We start from the raw sequence: 15,154 nt of genomic DNA, 5'->3' as shown, positions 1-15,154 counted from the left end.
GAGCACTCAAATTTGGCATCGCGAAGTGGTGCGCGATTTTATGTGGGTGTCGCTACTATCGGGGCCCTTATCACCAAAGCGTCCGGTTTGGCGGCCCGCCGGGCCTAACCGATATCGACGGATCGTATCGGCGGACTCTGGGGACCGTAGAGCTCCTTCCAGCAACTTTGTGGGCCGTAAATGTCGAGGACCTCCGCCGCATCCTCCGGGTTACTCAAGTCATAAAAGATCCGCTCGCTTGTCATTGACACGAGCCGCACCCATGGATCGACGAGATAACGCCCGGCTAGGATCGCGAAATCGTGCCCCTCCGGGTGAAACTCTTCCCTGGCGCAACGCGATGTCGGATTCTGGGAGTTCTGGAACCCGACAATATGCGTTTGCTGAGGGAGTCGCGCGCGAATATGAAGCGCGTAGTTCGTGCAGATAGTCGCGGAGGAGCCGTCGGGAAACACGGATATCAGGTCCGGGCACTTCTCCCGCAATGCCTGGTACATCTCCGTCCCCTGCTCAAGCGAGATACGCTCCTGGGTCTCTGCGTTGACGTAGCCGATACCGAACGCCTTGTCGGTGCCGAAGTGCGCCTCGACATACCGCGCGACCGCTTCCGGCGACGTGAAGTCCAAGCTCGGCGACGCGTCATTGCTTTTCATGATGTTGCTCCCTGCCTCATGGGCGAATAGATAGGAGCGGGCACGGTGCCCTGCGCAGTGCAGACTGTGCAGGATATGGGAAGCGTATGTTGATGGGGTCTTTCAGGTCGGCTTGAATCAGCCGAGCAAGCTATGAATATAGGTGCCAGCTGCAAGGATCATTGCGGCGCCACCCGTGAGCACCGCCATCTCCCGCCAGCCTCTTGTCAGGACGACGCCGCATGCGGTGCACAGTCCACCCCAGAACAGGGCTGCGAATGTCAGCGCCATTGACCCGGGCATCCAGTAAAACGGCATGCCGGTTGCACGGGCCGATATCGCACGCACTGCGGTCAAGAGTAGAGTCACGGCGGCCGCCATCAGGAACACCAGGCCAAGGGACTTTGCGGTGGGGCGATGCAGGCGGAGAGATTTTTCGTTCATTGTCGGGCCGGTTTCAACGGTGGCTCGGAGATTACCATGCGTGTCCGCTGTGTCGAGGGCATATATCCCGCGTGGGCGTGCGCGCGCCTCGGAGTCGTGCCGCGGCCCGGACTGATTGGCAACGGGGGGCAGCTCTGTAACAGAGCGCCCTCCCCGAGTTCTCCCTTCAATGAAGCGAGAAGGCCATGTGCGGATCCCCCGCCGCGATCTTCGGTTGGGCCTGATCCATGATTTCCCGGATCGTGCGGATAACGCTCGCGCGCACCGTGTTGTCGCCTGGCACGCCGTTGCGATCCATCACCTTTCTCCAGTCGAGCGTACGTTGGAGATTCACTTTGGCCTCGTGGATCCGGGCCGGCAGGCTCTTGAGGATCTGGCGGTCAGTCACGACGTCAAAAAATGCGTCTAGCACGATCAGCGATGCGCCCTGGCCGTCTGCATTGAGTTGTTCGAACAAAGCTCGGCCCTCGGCCTCCGGCATAGCGGTTTCGACGACCTGGCCATCCTTCTCGTGGATGAGCAATGCATTGCGCTGAGCGATAGGCAGCGAATTACCATTCATGAAACTTCTCCCTTGTTATGCCCTGAGGCGTTGAATAAGGAGAAGGCGCTGATGCGAAGTGCGCCCGGGTGAGATTACCGTTCTCATCGGGGCGACCGCGAAGGCGGGATCTGGTGCGCGATGCGCTGGATTGACGGATGAAGGACTTTATGCCGATCTAACGGCCACCTGCAATGTATCAAAGGGGGTGATTCAGCGCAAGCGGTGAGCACGCGCGGCACTGGTCTCTTGTGCGTAGTGGCTCAACTGAAAGCTGTTTGTGAGCACCGGCGCTGCCCATGGCTGACCGTCGACGCCCGGCGGGCCTTGCGCCGCGAGGTAGAATGTCGCTCCGCTCGCACGTGGACAGCCCGCGTTTCGAACAGACTCACACTGGCAGCCACGCGCCTCCCAGCGGCGGCGTTTGCACTGTCAGGGGACTACTCCATACTAGCGACACGCCCACCCCATCCGATACCCGATGGACATCATCCTCAACGCCACCAGTTCAGTCGATCCCACCGCCCGATTTGTGCGAGGCACACTCTGGCAGCACGGGGGCCACGTGATCATCGCCGAGTCGTTTCATGACAGGTGCCTTTACTTCCGGTATCGCGACATCGTCGGCGGCGGGAAGATGAATGAAGATCGCTGGTCGCGGCTCGAGCCTGTCCCCGCTGCGGAAGGGGAAGCGTTGCGCTATGCGCCGATCAGTGGCAACTGCTGAGAGGCACAATGAGACTCAACGTACGCAAGATCTCGCTGTGGAGCTCGATGGCGTTGGCCCTGTGGGCCCTTGTCACTGCTGGAGATAGTGGTCTTTCAGTGGAAACAACAGTCATCCTCCTTGGCTGCGTAACGGTGCTTCATCTACTTGTGATGAGCAGCCTGTCCTGGAGTGTGCTTCGAAAAAATCTCCCAGCCCGCCGTGGCGTCGCTGAAGGCGTTCTACGAATAGCGTTGCGACCTTGGTTCTTCGGCGCCGGCGTGGCGCTCTGCGGGCTCGCAACGCTCATGCAGTATGACTGGCTACCCGCGCCGCAGGAGGTCACGATTTCGGCCTGGGTAGCGATTCGTATCGTCACGGCGCTTGCAATCATGATCTCGCACGGCTACTACACGATTCTCACTTTTTGCCTCGTGGTTCCGCCTGAGGAACTCAAGTAGAAATGGCTTGAGAGTCAACCACCAAAAAACCAGACACCTGAACGATGCACGCCAGAAAAAACCTCCATCGCCGCATCTGGACCGCCCTGGCGGCCATCTTTGTAATCGAAGCCGTCGGCCTCCTCGTGATCGCGCCTTCATGGCGCGGCGGAAGCATACGCGGAAGCGTCAACGCACTCGCGATGATGTTTGTTGGCGCTGCGCTCGCGTTCCTGCTACTCGCGATCACACGCTCGGGCAACGGAATCTGGACACGGGCGAGCCGCTACCTCTTCGCCGTGGCCGGGGGATTCGCGGCCGATGTCGTGCTCACGTGGGGCCTGTGGGCTGCAGGCTTTCCGATCGAGAACGGCACCGTGCGCCGCGGACTCATGCCTGAAAACTACTGGCTCGGACCCGCGATGCTGGCCTATGCCGTGGTAGTTTGGGTGGTCTACCGTTCAAGCCTTAGCCGCGAGGACCAGCAGGCGCCCCCCGTCCGGTCCGCGCGCTGAACCGCGCGTCGCGCTACCTGGTTAGCCATTCGCCCGGTCAGAGTCGATCAAGCTCTGAAGCTTGTCCCTCTCGGCTTTCAGGGAGCCGTTCGAGCCGGGCATCTCCAGACCGCCAGTATCGTCGAGCGCCCTATCGAAAAGCGCGCGGTACGTCCAGTTGCTGATCTTGCCGTGGTTCGCCGCTACGGCTTTTGCGATGTCATGCCGCGCGCCCTCGTGGAGATGCGGCCATGCCATGCTGAGGGTCGCATAGGCAGCCGGCTCGACTTCGCTCATCACGTGATACGTGGCCATAGCGGCGGCGATCGCAGGCATGCCGAGCGGAATCAACAGGTAGTTGGTGAAGAAGCGTCGAAGGTTCATCGCTGGCTCCCAAGCATGCCGCCGAAAGGATCTGTGCTGCTCAGGTAGGTGTGCCCGCCGAACCACGAGAATCCGCAACGGATGACCCATTCATGGTCCGCCTTGCCGTAGATTTCCATCCCGGTGCCCTTGCAATCGGCCAGTTGGAGACGATCGAGCGTAGCGTGACTCGCCGCGCCAATATTCCTCGCCAGAAAATGCGGATACGTCTTTCCGTTGACCAGGTACAGGCGCTCCCCGACGTTCAGGATCGCACCTGCGAACACCACCAGACAGGCCAGCGAGACGAAAAGGCCGGTTACCCTCAGCCCGGAGTGCTTCGATCCCATGGCACCGATAGACAGCGCCAGCACGGCGAGAAAGAGCCCAATGCTCGCTGGCCCAAAAAACGCGCTCCATGAGCGCCCCTCGATCCCCGCCGTCACGCCCATCGACAGACATATCCCGACGGCGATTTGCATCACCGGACTACGCATTCCCCGCACGACAATCCCCTTTAGTGATGGCGCGAACCACGCCTTTGATTGGTTGCCATTCTACCCGTGGCGATGATCGTCGTTGGTGCAACGATTCCCTCTTCTCCGCTACGCCACAGGCGCCCTGCTTCCGCTAAAGAATTGGACGCTGCGGCCGTTGACCATACGTAGGCTCGATCTTTCCGCGGTGCCCGCCCGAAATCTTCACCCGTTTGGGGCCCCGGGACCCCGAAGGCGCGGTCCGGGCACGCACCTTTTTCGATACTGCTGCTCGTCGAGCCGAACGGCCATCCTTCGGCACTCCTCGAACTCCTGTGTCGAATTTTGCCCGACTCGTCGGTCTATATCGGCGTTCGTCGGATAGTGCGTGCGCGAACCGTTCCAATGCGCCATAGTCCGGTCCGGGCTTCATGGGTGACGGTTCTCGGTCCATTTGCATGTGCGACTGCGGGCAGGAAAATTGAAACACTGGACCCCTCACCGGCGTAAGCAAAGCGCTGATAACGTCCCCAAAGAACTCACCCTCGAAGAGAGAGACTTCATATGCCGACTGCGATCATTGCCGACGACGAACCCATTATGCGCGAAATGTTGCGCGAGCAACTTGCTTTGCTGTGGCCCGACCTGGAAGTTGTCGCCGAGGAGGGCGACGGTGTGGCAGCGTTGCGAAGTATCCAGAAGCTGCGCCCCGATGTAGCGTTCCTCGACATTCGCATGCCCGAGTTGACAGGTCTGGAGGTTGCACGCTCACTCACCGTCCCGACACAGGTTGTGTTCGTCACTGGCTATGACCACGGCATCGAAGCAATCGAACTCAACGCCGCACACTACCTGCTCAAGCCTGTTGAGATCGGAAAGCTCCGCGACGCGGTCGCTCGCCTGCAGAGTGCACTTGAGATCACTCGACCGAACGCAGCGCCGCCGACTAAAAGGTACACGCAGCACCTCCACGTCGAGTTATCGAGTGCGAAGTCTGGCTCCGAGAAGAGAGTAATGCAGATTGATGTCGACGACGTACGCTACTTCCAGTCGGACAGCAAAGCAACGCTGGTCGTCACGGACACTGTGCGCGCTTCGATAGCCAAAACGTTGAAGGGGCTGTTATCCGAGCTTGACGAGCGCTGGTTCGTGCAAGTCAGCCGGGATGCGATCGTCAACCGCCGGCATGTTCATGCGATCCACCGTGTGGACAGAAAAATGCGCCTTGAACTGCGGGGTCATGTTGATCGAATCATGGTTACAGAATCGCACCAGCATCTTTTCAAGGCCGACTGATCATGAATTTTCGTGCTACGGTGAGGCGAGTATTCGGCTCTGCGGTGCAAGCGGGTATCTTCATCGCAGCAGCAATCCTGATGGACATTCAGTTTGTGGCGTTCAACGAGGGAACGGGCAGTGCAACTACGTTTTCGCTCGTCGCGACCCTGGGCATTACTGGGTTGGTACTCACCAGACGGCAGGCAGGCGGGTCACTTCTTTCGATTGGACTTTGGTTAGCGGAAGTTGTGGTCTCCGCAGCCATCATGGGTCTCGTCTTCGCGACTTTCGTGCCACTTTTCTTCCGGTACGCGAGGCCTGGCTTCAATCCGATCGTCGCTCTTACTGTCGTTGTTCTCTTCCTGCTTGCCTTGTTCGTGATAAATCGCCGCGGCAACCGGGTGACCGAGCGGCGCGTTCAGATCATTCTGGCAAAGCTCGAAGCAGAGATTAAAGCGCACGCAATCGCCGAAAGGGAAAAGGCAGTCGCGCAATCACGGGCGTCAGCCCTGCGCGCGCAGCTCGCCCCACACTTTCTCTGGAACACCCTCGCCCAACTCGGTTATCTCATCGGGAAGGATCCAGAAGTCGCGAAGGAGATGGCGCAGAACCTCGTAACGTACCTACGTTCGCACACTGGGGCCTCCGAGACCGACTTATCGACCCTGGGCGAAGAGTGTGACGCGGTCGAAGCCTACCTGAACATCATGAAGGTGCGTATGGGCGGCCGACTGTCGACGGATGTAAAGATTTCACAAGACCTGCGCGACGTAAAAATCGCGCCCTTTATCATTCCTACCCTCGTGGAGAACGCGATCAAGCACGGCGTGGAGCCTAAGAGCGGTGCCGTGTGGGTCGACGTGCGCGTCAAAAGAGAGCCTCTATTCGGCGACATATCGATCGAAGTCTTGGACAACGGCGTGGGGCTCCGGCGAAACCCAGACACCCGTGGAACGGGGCTCGGCTTACCCAACGTGCGGGAACAGATCCGCCTTCATTTCGGCGAATCAGCGAAGCTGTACATCACTAACCGACCCTCGGGCGGAGTCCTCGCCCGACTGGAATTACCCGCTGAACAGCAAGCGCAAGGAGACCAGATCGCCGCCGCGGTCACTCCCTGATGGCAGTGACTGCCTCGTGATGATGGGCGCGATACGGCAGTTGGGTACCGGGCCCTTTGCCGCCTGGATGGATCGCGCTGGAGGTCGGTATGGCCCACACGTGCCGTGCATCGGGTCACGAATGAATCGCTGGACTTGAACAATATTGATCAATAGCCACACCACACAATATGAAAAAATTCGGGAATTCTCAGAAAAGGCGTCTCGTGACCGTACTGGCGCCCGTTCTCCTCTCGTTGGTGACGACGCCGGCGTCTGCCCTGATTCTGAGTCAGAACGTGATCACTGACGGAGCTTTCGTCTTTCACGTCGGCGCACTGACCCCAGAGAACCAATATGACGATGACTACGTTGTCAGCCGGGCGTACCTAGATATCATGGTGCTTTCTGCGGTCACGCGGGGCTTCTCAATTATCCCAAGCGATCACCCCCTCTTCGGTAAGCCAGAGCGACGGTACTTCGAGGGAGATGCCTTCTCATCGGTTCGATGTCTCGATTCGGAGTGCAAGAAAGTGGTCGCCACCACAACCGATGGGCAGGAGATTCAGGTCGATCAGTTGAATTTTGAGTACAAGTATGCGGGGAACCCGATTAGTGCCGACTACGTGCTGCCGATTCGCTCGGTAGACATCACCCCCATGCTGAAGCCTGATGCGACCGTGATTCCGACGGAGCGGCGAAATATCCCGGTTGATCTGGTCGCGTTTCTCCGACGGGATCCATCAATGCATGAGATCCACTTTCTCACGAAGGAGATGACGAAAGCCAGCGCTGATCGGTCCAAGGCGATTGACGAGGCCGCGCGTCAGGCGAACGTCGCACGCCGTCAAGAGGAGGAGCGAGATCAGCAGGAAAAGGCGCGTATTTTCGAGCAGCGGATGGATGCTCAGCAACGGCAAGCCGAAGCGAGGTTCATCCACGAGCCCGTCAACCACACCATCAGTTGCACATCCGGATCCCACATCATGCGTGCCGGAGCAAACATTGATTCTGTCACTTACAGTTGCAGTGGCCTCCCAGAGTGGGATCAGGTGTCAATCAGGCAGTTGCAGGGTGCGGGCTACGAAGTTGACCAAACCGATCAGCAACCAGTCCAACTGGCTGACGACCGGGGCTTTGTCCAGGGTACAGGCTATCGCGTGAACCTACTCATGAGGAAAGTACGCTAGTGCCCTGTGCATCGGGGCAAAGGACGCTGTTGTGCCCCTGAGGGGGCTCAACCAGTGCGATCAGCCGTCCTGCAAGGCCGCTCCCCTCAACGATGAGACGTCCGCTCGTACTGTCGTAGTCGGACGGGCGTCTCATCACTCGCGGCCGCGCGCCCGCTGATTTCCACGAACTCGGCCCTCGCCATCGTGGCTGCTAGTGAAATTACACTAGCACCTCCTCGAGTAGGGACCTCCCTGTCTGAACTCGGGGTGGAACGGGATTCAAACAACGGGGTTATGTTCCACCGAGGCGCGACCCTGCGTGGTGGGGTGGGCGATAGTCCCAGGCGGCCGTCGGGAATCTCTTCAAAAATGGGCACCTCTGCGGTCATCTCGTGGGTTACTTTACCGCCGACGACCCTCCGCATTTGGCGTACTGGCGCGCATGCGCCAGCGTTCGTCGCTCCAATCCCGCATTCATCCCTCCTATCCGGCGTTCGTCGGCTTCATGCGGACGTTTCGATCCGTTTGTCTGATACTGATTCCTCGCAAGCAACCTGGCTACGGTCCACCACCGGCGCCGGTTCTGCCGGAACAGTCCCGCAAAATTCCCAAGACGAGAAGGAGAGAACAAAAATGATCGATGCGCTTAAGCAGGACTTCTGCGCACGCTTTGTGTCGGTTGCGTCCTATTGGATCAGCGTCGCCTACCTGGCGCACGCGCTTGCCGATTGGGTGCGGCCGGGGATGGGGTTGTTCGCCGGGATGGCCGCCGGCCTAGTAGGCTACGTGAGAACCTTTGAAGAAGCCGGATCGGGTGGGTACGCTCATCCACACGACGACCAGGGACGCAAGATGGACTGGCCAGTGCAAAGCCCGTACGAGCCGCAGCAGATCAACCCGTCGACCGGATGCCCGATGATCGATGGGATTGGCGGCGTCGACACGAGCGGTCACAGATGGGGAAATTGAGAGGCGGCCTGCCCACTGCATCCACGGGCGATCCGCGATTGGACGGGGCCGTCGCCCCATTACTGACATGACGGAGGACGGATTTGGAAACCACCTACAGCGCTGGCGTCAGTCAGGCGGCCGTTGCTGCCGAGATTGCCCGAAAGTATGAAGCCCTTCTGGTTGGCCTGGGCGCGACTGGCGAGTGCCTGCATGAAAAGTTGGCGAGCGTCGAGGCGATGTTCCCCGACGCCCTGCGCGACCGCCTGCGCTACATTGCTACAGTGCGAAGCAAGCTGACCCAGCAGGGCATCGTAATGCCGTCGGATCAGTTCGATAGCTTCAAGCATCGCGCCAACGAAGGGCTCGAAGTGCTACAGGAGGTCGTAATCTGCCAGGGCGTAACCGAAGCGGTGGCACAACCCCAGCCAGCCCCCGTCCTGACCCGGCCTGCGCAGAGACAGAACCGATCGCCGATCCTGGGCAAACATCGGCGTTTCTACTTTCGAAGTGCTGTCGTGGGAACCGCACTTCTGGTCCACTATTGGCCTACTCTGGCGCACTGGTTCGAAACCGCGATTGGCCAGTGACGACGGCGATGCCCGCCCCCCCTTCCGGGGGCAGGTCCCGCCCATCGTCCCAAGACCGGGGGCCGGTGTAGAGTCCCGGCCCCGGCTCCTGGCGCGTTACGTAGCGTGGACCGCCCGCAGCGCACCTGGCTCCACTTGGTAAAAATCTGCGAAGGGGAGCAAGTGCCCGACAACGGGTATGTTCCTGACCTGGCCGAACGCGACGTGACGCTCGCCGCCGCAGTCCCGCGTTGCTGCAAACGCGTTCATCGCCCTCCTCGCGTCTCCCCGCCTAACACCAGCGGGGCAAGCAGCCGGAACTAGGCGAGGAGCTCGATACCCGCAGAGCTAAAGCGTTACTTTCACGGCGGCCTCGGGCGGTGCGCCTACGGCCAGATGCCAAGTGCTGCCTCCCTGGACAGGGGACTTGGGTGCATATCGTCGCGCCCGAGATTACGGAACAGCGCACGTGCGCCCTGCGCCGCATCAAATCCGCCCTGTTGCGCAAGCGCAAAGCCAAATCGATCGGCCTCATATTCCTGCGCGCGTAACAGCGACTTCGCGGCGCCCGCGTACTTCGATAGCTCGGCCCATGTACCCGGATGCAGGCCCGTCCGCTCCATGATCGTTTGCCAGACCTGACTCTGGTGACCGAGTTCAACGTGGCCCATCTCGTGCGCGAGCACGAACGCGAGTGTATCGTCACTCCACACTGATACATCCCAGTCGGACACCGCGATCTGGCGATCGGGCAGGGCGAAGGCCGGCACGTCCAAACCCCGTGGCATCTTCGCCTTCTGGAAGACAATCACGCGCCACCTCGGTTGACCGAGCGCCGCGCTGAGCTTCCCAACGATACCCAAAGCACGGGAATATTGCGGTGACCCCTCCGGGACGGCGATACCCTCGATCGCGGAGTCCATGTCCCTCGCATAGTCCTGCGAGAAGCGGTCCGAAAGCGCCGCGACACCGACCGTATGAGCCAGCGCAGCCGGCGATGTCAATACAACAGAGCAGGCTATAGAAGCCATACAGGAGCGGAACGTCCGGTTCATGGGGGGGATTTCAGCAATGACCACATGCGGACTGTAATGGCCCGTACGCGCCACAACAACGTCGACACGACGAATCGCACCAATTGCAGGACGACCGCTCGTAGCACCGGACGAAACGCGCCGCGAATGAGGTGTTTGGGACGCGATCTTCAATTGCGGTGACGCCTCAACCCGCAAGACTGCAGCGCGTGCCGATCCCGGAGACGATCGCGCGAAACATCGATGTTCAACCGTCCAGCATTCGTCGCACTCTATTCGCGTTCGTCCCTACCAAACCTCACTCGTCCGAAAGTAAAGGACGGCGCAGCTCGCGCTCGCGATACTTCCCCCCATGACGACTCACCCGCCCTTCCAACGGCTGCTGCGGCTCAGAGAGCGTTGTCGGTGACTGTCGAGCGAGGTGCCTGCTCGATCAAGCCGAAGGGCAAAGCTTCAGTATCTCGCCGGTGCAGCCAGAAACAAACAATCGCTTGATCTCGCTAACCAACTTCCAGAGCGAATAACAGATGCCCTTGCTCCTCGTTCTCGCGCCTCCGCTCGTCCTGCTCGGGTCGATCTTTCTCCTCAGCGTGATCCGTCGAGCGAAAGGCTCGATGATCACTGCATTACTGGGTCTGCTCTTTGGCTACGCCTGCACAATCGCCGGGATATGGCTATATTGGCTCCCACCTCTGATGTTGCGCCATTGGAACAATGCGGCAATCTGGCTGGTGCTCGTCGCTCCCTCCTTGCTCGTTCTGTGTTCGGTCGTCGTGGTCAAGAAAACTGGCGTCGCGTTCACATTCGCGGCCGCGTTTGCCTTTGCTTACCTCCACATGTACACGATCCTTGTATTTGCGTGCAGTGTATTAGGTGACACGTGCTGGTGAAACATCGCAGGTCTATCGGGGCATCAGGAGTGCTGTCTGTTTTCAACGTGCTGAACGTTGCGGAGCAAACCAAGTGAAAAGTTCAGAACCCTATTTACTCGGCGACCGCAAACAGATAGGATTGCTTCGTGCTGGTTGGTTGAAATACCCGCCACCTGCACACCTCTTCGCCAAAGTCGCGAATTCATACCTGGATCAGACGCCCGAATTGCGTCTGCCGTTTTGAGTTCATTTGCGCTTGCGCTGAGGAAACGATGAAGCAGATCTCCCCCAAGGGTCGCACGGCCCGCCGCAATACCCTCCCCCTGAAACGCACGGTGCTCTGGGCCGCAAGGTCTTTCCACGGGGCGCTCGGTCTCTACGTTGGCATCGCATTCGAGGCCGGCCAACTTTCTGTTGCGCTCACCACGGCTGCCGGCCTGCGTTGGGTTCCCGCTCGGGACGCGCTCACCGACGCTGAAGCGCAAATTTGGGCTTCTACCGGCTTTCGCCGCTCGGCGCCTCGTGCTTGACACACCACGAATCCAGTTCGAAGCGTAATTCGCTTCGAACTGGAGCGCCCCACATTTTGACGTGCATGGCCTCCCACGAGCATGGCGCGGCCGGCTTTCGACTCTCGCAGGAGTTCCCGATATGGAAATACTCGTACTCGCACCTCTCCTGGTTCCTCCGTTCATCATGATGCAAATCCTCGCTGGACACGCGTCTACACACTTCGCGAGATTTCCGAAGCGATGCGTGATCGTAGCGATGGGTATCGGGTACCTCGCCGCCTTCGCAAGCATCGGACTCAGCCTTGCCCGATTCGGCAGTCTCGACGGCAACCGTTTCAACAGGACTATCTGGCCCACACTGATCGTGCCTGTTGTTGCCGCGCTCCTCCTGGCTTTCGCGATCAGCGCGTTGTTCCGGATCGCTTGCCCCAGAAAGTACTTCACCCTCGCATGCGTCTTTAGTCACGCGCACCTCACTGGCTATTGCCTCTTTGGGCTTTGGAGTGCGAGCCCGGGCGTGTTTAAGGAGGCGTTGTCGCTGCGCTGGATAGTGCGGCTTTTTCACATGTGACCCAAAGTGCAGAATGCCCTGTGTCCGTCCCACACCTTGTTAATAAGCATTCCTACGTAATGAAAGAAAAACTTGTGAAGGTTGATGTCGCATTCCTCTTTCAACTCGCCGGAATGAAAGCCGGCGAAAGCGTCGAGCCCGCCCTGTTTCACAAGGCATTCGACGTGTATCGAGCTGCCTACAAACGGATCCTCACAGAGTATCGGGACCGACCTTCAGCACGCAATCCGGACGGCTCTCGCGCCTATCGGACTGAAGCGTTCTCGGCACTCGCGGACCCTCGAGACGGCGCAAAGGTGTTCGCCGTGTGGTTCACCAGCGACCGCGCGTTCTCGCGCCCGATGCTCATCGACCTACTCTGCCTATGCAGCATGCGCATGGTCGATGCAGCAGTGGAGGCCGGTATCGCTTGTCTCTTTCTGGGGGCAAGAGAGGTCAAGACCTATGAGACGGTCGAGACCTCGGAGCTTTTCTAGTGCCAGGAGAACACGACGGGACGGAGGGACGATGTTGGAGCGTAGTACCTCACATCCACGTCGCCTTTCAGTAATACACGACTGAATAGCGCAGGCTGCTGCCGCATACCGGGGCGCACACTCTTAACAATGGGAAAAGACAATGAAGAACAAGACATTTGCCATAGCCGCTTTGTCACTCGCCCTCGCCGCTTGCGGTGGAGGTTCGAGCGCCAACGGCAGTTCCACCCCGAGCGCTACGGCGCCGGCAACTTCGGCATCTGCTCCACCGGCCGTGACCGTGCCGACCGTGACGAACACACTCACCCAGGGAGCTGGGGTAACCTGGAATCAGGGCACCGTCAATCTGGCCGTCAACGTCAAGGGCGCGCAGCAGGTTACGCCCTTCGTCAATGTCGACAGAAGGATCGTCTGGACTGGCAGCGCCCTGTTTGCCATGGCGGGGTTTGACGGGAGCTTCGATAAAGCGACCGCGAATGCCCTCGCGGGTACCTTCGCGTATATCAGTTCGGTCGATGGCAAGACCTGGCAGGCCGGCACGAGTCAACTTCCTGCTGCCGCCGGGTCTGGGTTTGTGATGTACCCAGAAAGTATTGCGAGTGACGGCAAGGGAACGCTCGCAGTGTACGGCCAGGCGATTCCCGTCGGCACCAGCTATCTGGATGGTGCAACCGCACCGGACGAGGTGAATGCCGCTGGGTCAACGGTAACGAGCGAGACGTTGTGGTCCTCGTTTGTTGCGTACGCAAACGCGAACGACATGTCATGGACCGTCACCATGCTCCCGATTACGAGTCTCCAGGGCGGGCAGATCTCGTATGCGTATGGAAACTGGTGGGTCCAATACTATCCCTCCGGAACGCAGGTTAGCCAGACCGCCAGGATGAGTTCACCCGACCTCGCCCACTGGGCAGCCTCGACAGCGCCGAGCATCAACTTTCTGGCGCCCTTCGCCGCAAAACATCCGTATTGGGCGACAACCGGCGATTCACTCTACTACTCCGACGATCTGCAGAGCTGGACGTCGAAGCAGCCGACAACTGCCAATGGGAACGTGCGCTACGTCGGCCTCCCGCTTGCGAGCAGTACCGCCCTGGTCATGAACGCGCAGAGCATCGAAACCTCAACGAATCAGGAGATCAGCACGACCAACATCATCGCATCCGCTGACGGGAGCCAATGGGCAAGCGGCGGCTTCGCAACCTTCGAGCCGCAGAACTTCGGCTTTACCTGTGCCAATCGATTCTTCCTGTGGGGTTTTATCGGCGACGGAATTTTCTTCTCCAATGACTCGCTTAACTGGACGAATGTCGCCTTGCCCAAGCTCCAGAACTCGAGCGGTGGTGTCGCTCAATACATTTCTGGGGGATGCCAGGCGAATGCGAACCGCGCGGTGATCTTTACCGACAACAACGGGGTCATCTACTCGGACTGAACTGAACCGCAAGTTTGACCTGCCTCGTAGTGGGTAGAAAATGAGCCCAGCTGGTCGCGATTCCGCATCGTTTGATCGCCAGCTGGCTTCCTTTAGCCCGAGAGCAGATAGTTCTGCATCACCCGTACCCTAAACGACGGCACGCGCTGTGCCGTTAACACAGCGTGGTGGAAGGTCGGCGTATTTCCACCCTGCAAATCAACTAGAAGAGGTTCTAAATTGAAAGCCAATCTTGTAAAGGGGTTCTTCGCGGCAACCGCAATGTTGGCGGGCGTTCACGCACACGCGTGGGAAGCGACCGCGACCGATAGCATCAACAAGCCTTACATCGCTTACAACATCGCGAGCCCGAAGGAAGCGCAGTTTGAGGCGCTCAAGCTCTGCGCAGATGCTGGCCGAAGCGAGTGCCATCTCGTTGGCAAGCCCGTGGACAAGACTGCAATCGTTTTTGCTCGAGGTGATTCGGCCGGGACTAGTGCCGCCAAAGCCGATCCGATGACAGCTGCTAGCGTTGCTCTTGCTGGGTGCTCACGATTGACGACGCATTGCCGGATTGTCGCAGCTGTCTGGGACGAAGGGGCGACCTGGACAGTTATGGCGAAGTCTCCCGAGTACTTCGCCTTCGGACAAGGAAGTACGCCCGAAGAAGCCGATGCTGCCGGCCTTGCCGACTGTCGCAAGAACAGCAAGACGAGTGCGTCGTCCTGCAAAGTGATCGACTCGCCCGGCGAGGGGCACCGCTATTTCGTACGCGTGGTGGGTACCAACGGGACCGGCACGTTCGCGGGCGCCTCTACGAAGGAAGCGGCAACTGAGTTGGCCATTGCAGGCTGCGCGAAGAAGTACGGTGGCGATAAATCATCCTGCACGATCGACCCGAAATTCGGCATTGAAGTCGGCACCCCCACGTCAGCACCCGAATCGATGAAAAAGGTGACTGCGATGGTCCAGCCCGATTGACGGAGCAAACCTCGCCGTGACGGGGCGTGGAGCAGCCAGCGCGCCCCGCGGTCCGTTCTTCGTTAGCGCCTACGTGGGGAAGACCGACGATACGTCCCACGCCCTCGCGCCTTGATCGTATCCACCGGCGT

The 15,154-nt window shown here is 59.5% G+C and carries 20 protein-coding genes; 14 read left to right on the top strand and 6 right to left on the bottom strand.

Annotation, left to right across the window (positions count from 1 at the left end):
• Window positions 1–104 precede the first annotated feature (104 nt).
• From U5A52_RS16770 to U5A52_RS16760, 3 genes are all read right to left on the bottom strand, one after another.
• Window positions 105–653 (bottom strand): hypothetical protein, encoded by a 549-nt coding sequence (locus U5A52_RS16770; RefSeq protein WP_321935475.1) that lies wholly within the window; start codon window positions 651–653, stop codon window positions 105–107.
• A 117-nt stretch (window positions 654–770) separates the two neighbouring features.
• Window positions 771–1,076 carry a hypothetical protein gene (locus U5A52_RS16765; RefSeq protein WP_321935473.1) on the bottom strand — a complete coding sequence of 102 codons (306 nt, stop codon included), beginning with the start codon at window positions 1,074–1,076 and terminating at the stop codon, window positions 771–773.
• 166 nt (window positions 1,077–1,242) lie between these two features.
• A complete protein-coding gene (locus U5A52_RS16760) occupies window positions 1,243–1,638 on the bottom strand; it encodes a hypothetical protein (RefSeq protein WP_321935472.1) in 396 nt (131 codons plus the stop codon).
• A gap of 460 nt (window positions 1,639–2,098) precedes the next feature.
• On the opposite strand from U5A52_RS16760, the gene U5A52_RS16755 reads away from it, so the two are divergent.
• From U5A52_RS16755 to U5A52_RS16745, 3 genes are read left to right on the top strand one after another with little or no spacing between them, the layout of a single operon-like run.
• Window positions 2,099–2,344 carry a hypothetical protein gene (locus U5A52_RS16755; RefSeq protein WP_321935471.1) on the top strand — a complete coding sequence of 82 codons (246 nt, stop codon included), beginning with the start codon at window positions 2,099–2,101 and terminating at the stop codon, window positions 2,342–2,344.
• 8 nt (window positions 2,345–2,352) lie between these two features.
• Complete coding sequence (locus U5A52_RS16750; RefSeq protein WP_321935470.1) at window positions 2,353–2,784, top strand: hypothetical protein; 432 nt, start codon at window positions 2,353–2,355, stop codon at window positions 2,782–2,784.
• Between the two features lie 44 nt (window positions 2,785–2,828).
• A complete protein-coding gene (locus U5A52_RS16745; RefSeq protein ID WP_321935469.1) occupies window positions 2,829–3,278 on the top strand; it encodes a hypothetical protein in 450 nt (149 codons plus the stop codon).
• 21 nt (window positions 3,279–3,299) lie between these two features.
• On the opposite strand, the gene U5A52_RS16740 is transcribed toward U5A52_RS16745, so the two are convergent.
• Both U5A52_RS16740 and U5A52_RS16735 read right to left on the bottom strand, forming a co-directional pair.
• Entirely contained in the window at window positions 3,300–3,641 is a 342-nt protein-coding gene (locus tag U5A52_RS16740; RefSeq protein ID WP_321935468.1) for a hypothetical protein, read from the bottom strand.
• On the bottom strand, window positions 3,638–4,102 hold the full coding sequence (locus U5A52_RS16735; protein ID WP_321935467.1) for a hypothetical protein: 465 nt from the start codon (window positions 4,100–4,102) through the stop codon (window positions 3,638–3,640). The genes U5A52_RS16740 and U5A52_RS16735 overlap by 4 nt, the downstream gene beginning before the upstream one ends.
• Window positions 4,103–4,660: 558 nt before the next feature.
• Here U5A52_RS16735 and U5A52_RS16730 point away from each other — a divergent pair.
• The 5 genes from U5A52_RS16730 to U5A52_RS16710 all read left to right on the top strand — a co-directional run bounded on the left by U5A52_RS16730 (window position 4,661) and on the right by U5A52_RS16710 (window position 9,184).
• On the top strand, window positions 4,661–5,392 hold the full coding sequence (locus tag U5A52_RS16730; protein WP_321935466.1) for a LytTR family DNA-binding domain-containing protein: 732 nt from the start codon (window positions 4,661–4,663) through the stop codon (window positions 5,390–5,392).
• 2 nt (window positions 5,393–5,394) lie between these two features.
• Window positions 5,395–6,495, top strand: coding sequence for a sensor histidine kinase (locus U5A52_RS16725; RefSeq protein WP_321935465.1), 1,101 nt, complete (start codon window positions 5,395–5,397; stop codon window positions 6,493–6,495).
• A 206-nt stretch (window positions 6,496–6,701) separates the two neighbouring features.
• A complete protein-coding gene (locus U5A52_RS16720) occupies window positions 6,702–7,664 on the top strand; it encodes a hypothetical protein (protein WP_321935464.1) in 963 nt (320 codons plus the stop codon).
• Window positions 7,665–8,279: 615 nt separating this feature from the next.
• Window positions 8,280–8,615, top strand: coding sequence for a hypothetical protein (locus U5A52_RS16715; protein WP_321935462.1), 336 nt, complete (start codon window positions 8,280–8,282; stop codon window positions 8,613–8,615).
• Between the two features lie 83 nt (window positions 8,616–8,698).
• A complete protein-coding gene (locus U5A52_RS16710) occupies window positions 8,699–9,184 on the top strand; it encodes a hypothetical protein (protein WP_321935461.1) in 486 nt (161 codons plus the stop codon).
• Window positions 9,185–9,549: 365 nt separating this feature from the next.
• On the opposite strand, the gene U5A52_RS16705 is transcribed toward U5A52_RS16710, so the two are convergent.
• Window positions 9,550–10,218 carry a M48 family metalloprotease gene (locus U5A52_RS16705; protein ID WP_321935460.1) on the bottom strand — a complete coding sequence of 223 codons (669 nt, stop codon included), beginning with the start codon at window positions 10,216–10,218 and terminating at the stop codon, window positions 9,550–9,552.
• 506 nt (window positions 10,219–10,724) lie between these two features.
• Between U5A52_RS16705 and U5A52_RS16700 the strand changes: the two genes are divergently transcribed.
• The 6 genes from U5A52_RS16700 to U5A52_RS16675 all read left to right on the top strand — a co-directional run bounded on the left by U5A52_RS16700 (window position 10,725) and on the right by U5A52_RS16675 (window position 15,023).
• Entirely contained in the window at window positions 10,725–11,087 is a 363-nt protein-coding gene (locus U5A52_RS16700) for a hypothetical protein (RefSeq protein WP_321935458.1), read from the top strand.
• Between the two features lie 254 nt (window positions 11,088–11,341).
• Window positions 11,342–11,599 (top strand): hypothetical protein, encoded by a 258-nt coding sequence (locus U5A52_RS16695; RefSeq protein ID WP_321935457.1) that lies wholly within the window; start codon window positions 11,342–11,344, stop codon window positions 11,597–11,599.
• Window positions 11,600–11,720: 121 nt separating this feature from the next.
• The gene (locus U5A52_RS16690) at window positions 11,721–12,152 is read left to right on the top strand and encodes a hypothetical protein (protein WP_321935456.1); all 432 of its coding nucleotides are present in this window, start codon (window positions 11,721–11,723) and stop codon (window positions 12,150–12,152) included.
• Between the two features lie 59 nt (window positions 12,153–12,211).
• Complete coding sequence (locus tag U5A52_RS16685; protein ID WP_321935455.1) at window positions 12,212–12,628, top strand: hypothetical protein; 417 nt, start codon at window positions 12,212–12,214, stop codon at window positions 12,626–12,628.
• 142 nt (window positions 12,629–12,770) lie between these two features.
• Window positions 12,771–14,063: a hypothetical protein gene (locus U5A52_RS16680; protein WP_321935454.1), complete on the top strand. Its 1,293-nt coding sequence runs from the start codon at window positions 12,771–12,773 to the stop codon at window positions 14,061–14,063.
• A gap of 219 nt (window positions 14,064–14,282) precedes the next feature.
• On the top strand, window positions 14,283–15,023 hold the full coding sequence (locus U5A52_RS16675; protein ID WP_321935453.1) for a DUF4189 domain-containing protein: 741 nt from the start codon (window positions 14,283–14,285) through the stop codon (window positions 15,021–15,023).
• Window positions 15,024–15,154 lie beyond the last annotated feature (131 nt).

It is taken from the genome of Paraburkholderia sp. J8-2 (assembly GCF_905220195.1).
Classification (GTDB): Bacteria; Pseudomonadota; Gammaproteobacteria; order Burkholderiales; family Burkholderiaceae; genus Paraburkholderia.
The sequence above is the reverse complement of the archived record's forward strand: the minus strand, read 5'-3'. Positions and strand labels throughout refer to the sequence as shown.

Excerpts from the sequence above, each read along its gene's own strand:
- U5A52_RS16770 (WP_321935475.1), bottom strand. The coding sequence starts at position 653 with ATGAAAAGCAATGACGCGTCGCCGAGCTTGGACTTCACGTCGCCGGAA.
- U5A52_RS16765 (WP_321935473.1), bottom strand. The coding sequence starts at position 1,076 with ATGAACGAAAAATCTCTCCGCCTGCATCGCCCCACCGCAAAGTCCCTT.
- U5A52_RS16760 (WP_321935472.1), bottom strand. The coding sequence starts at position 1,638 with ATGAATGGTAATTCGCTGCCTATCGCTCAGCGCAATGCATTGCTCATC.
- U5A52_RS16755 (WP_321935471.1), top strand. The coding sequence starts at position 2,099 with ATGGACATCATCCTCAACGCCACCAGTTCAGTCGATCCCACCGCCCGA.
- U5A52_RS16750 (WP_321935470.1), top strand. The coding sequence starts at position 2,353 with ATGAGACTCAACGTACGCAAGATCTCGCTGTGGAGCTCGATGGCGTTG.
- U5A52_RS16745 (WP_321935469.1), top strand. The coding sequence starts at position 2,829 with ATGCACGCCAGAAAAAACCTCCATCGCCGCATCTGGACCGCCCTGGCG.
- U5A52_RS16740 (WP_321935468.1), bottom strand. The coding sequence starts at position 3,641 with ATGAACCTTCGACGCTTCTTCACCAACTACCTGTTGATTCCGCTCGGC.
- U5A52_RS16735 (WP_321935467.1), bottom strand. The coding sequence starts at position 4,102 with ATGCAAATCGCCGTCGGGATATGTCTGTCGATGGGCGTGACGGCGGGG.
- U5A52_RS16730 (WP_321935466.1), top strand. The coding sequence starts at position 4,661 with ATGCCGACTGCGATCATTGCCGACGACGAACCCATTATGCGCGAAATG.
- U5A52_RS16725 (WP_321935465.1), top strand. The coding sequence starts at position 5,395 with ATGAATTTTCGTGCTACGGTGAGGCGAGTATTCGGCTCTGCGGTGCAA.
- U5A52_RS16715 (WP_321935462.1), top strand. The coding sequence starts at position 8,280 with ATGATCGATGCGCTTAAGCAGGACTTCTGCGCACGCTTTGTGTCGGTT.
- U5A52_RS16705 (WP_321935460.1), bottom strand. The coding sequence starts at position 10,218 with ATGAACCGGACGTTCCGCTCCTGTATGGCTTCTATAGCCTGCTCTGTT.
- U5A52_RS16700 (WP_321935458.1), top strand. The coding sequence starts at position 10,725 with ATGCCCTTGCTCCTCGTTCTCGCGCCTCCGCTCGTCCTGCTCGGGTCG.
- U5A52_RS16695 (WP_321935457.1), top strand. The coding sequence starts at position 11,342 with ATGAAGCAGATCTCCCCCAAGGGTCGCACGGCCCGCCGCAATACCCTC.
- U5A52_RS16690 (WP_321935456.1), top strand. The coding sequence starts at position 11,721 with ATGGAAATACTCGTACTCGCACCTCTCCTGGTTCCTCCGTTCATCATG.
- U5A52_RS16685 (WP_321935455.1), top strand. The coding sequence starts at position 12,212 with ATGAAAGAAAAACTTGTGAAGGTTGATGTCGCATTCCTCTTTCAACTC.
- U5A52_RS16680 (WP_321935454.1), top strand. The coding sequence starts at position 12,771 with ATGAAGAACAAGACATTTGCCATAGCCGCTTTGTCACTCGCCCTCGCC.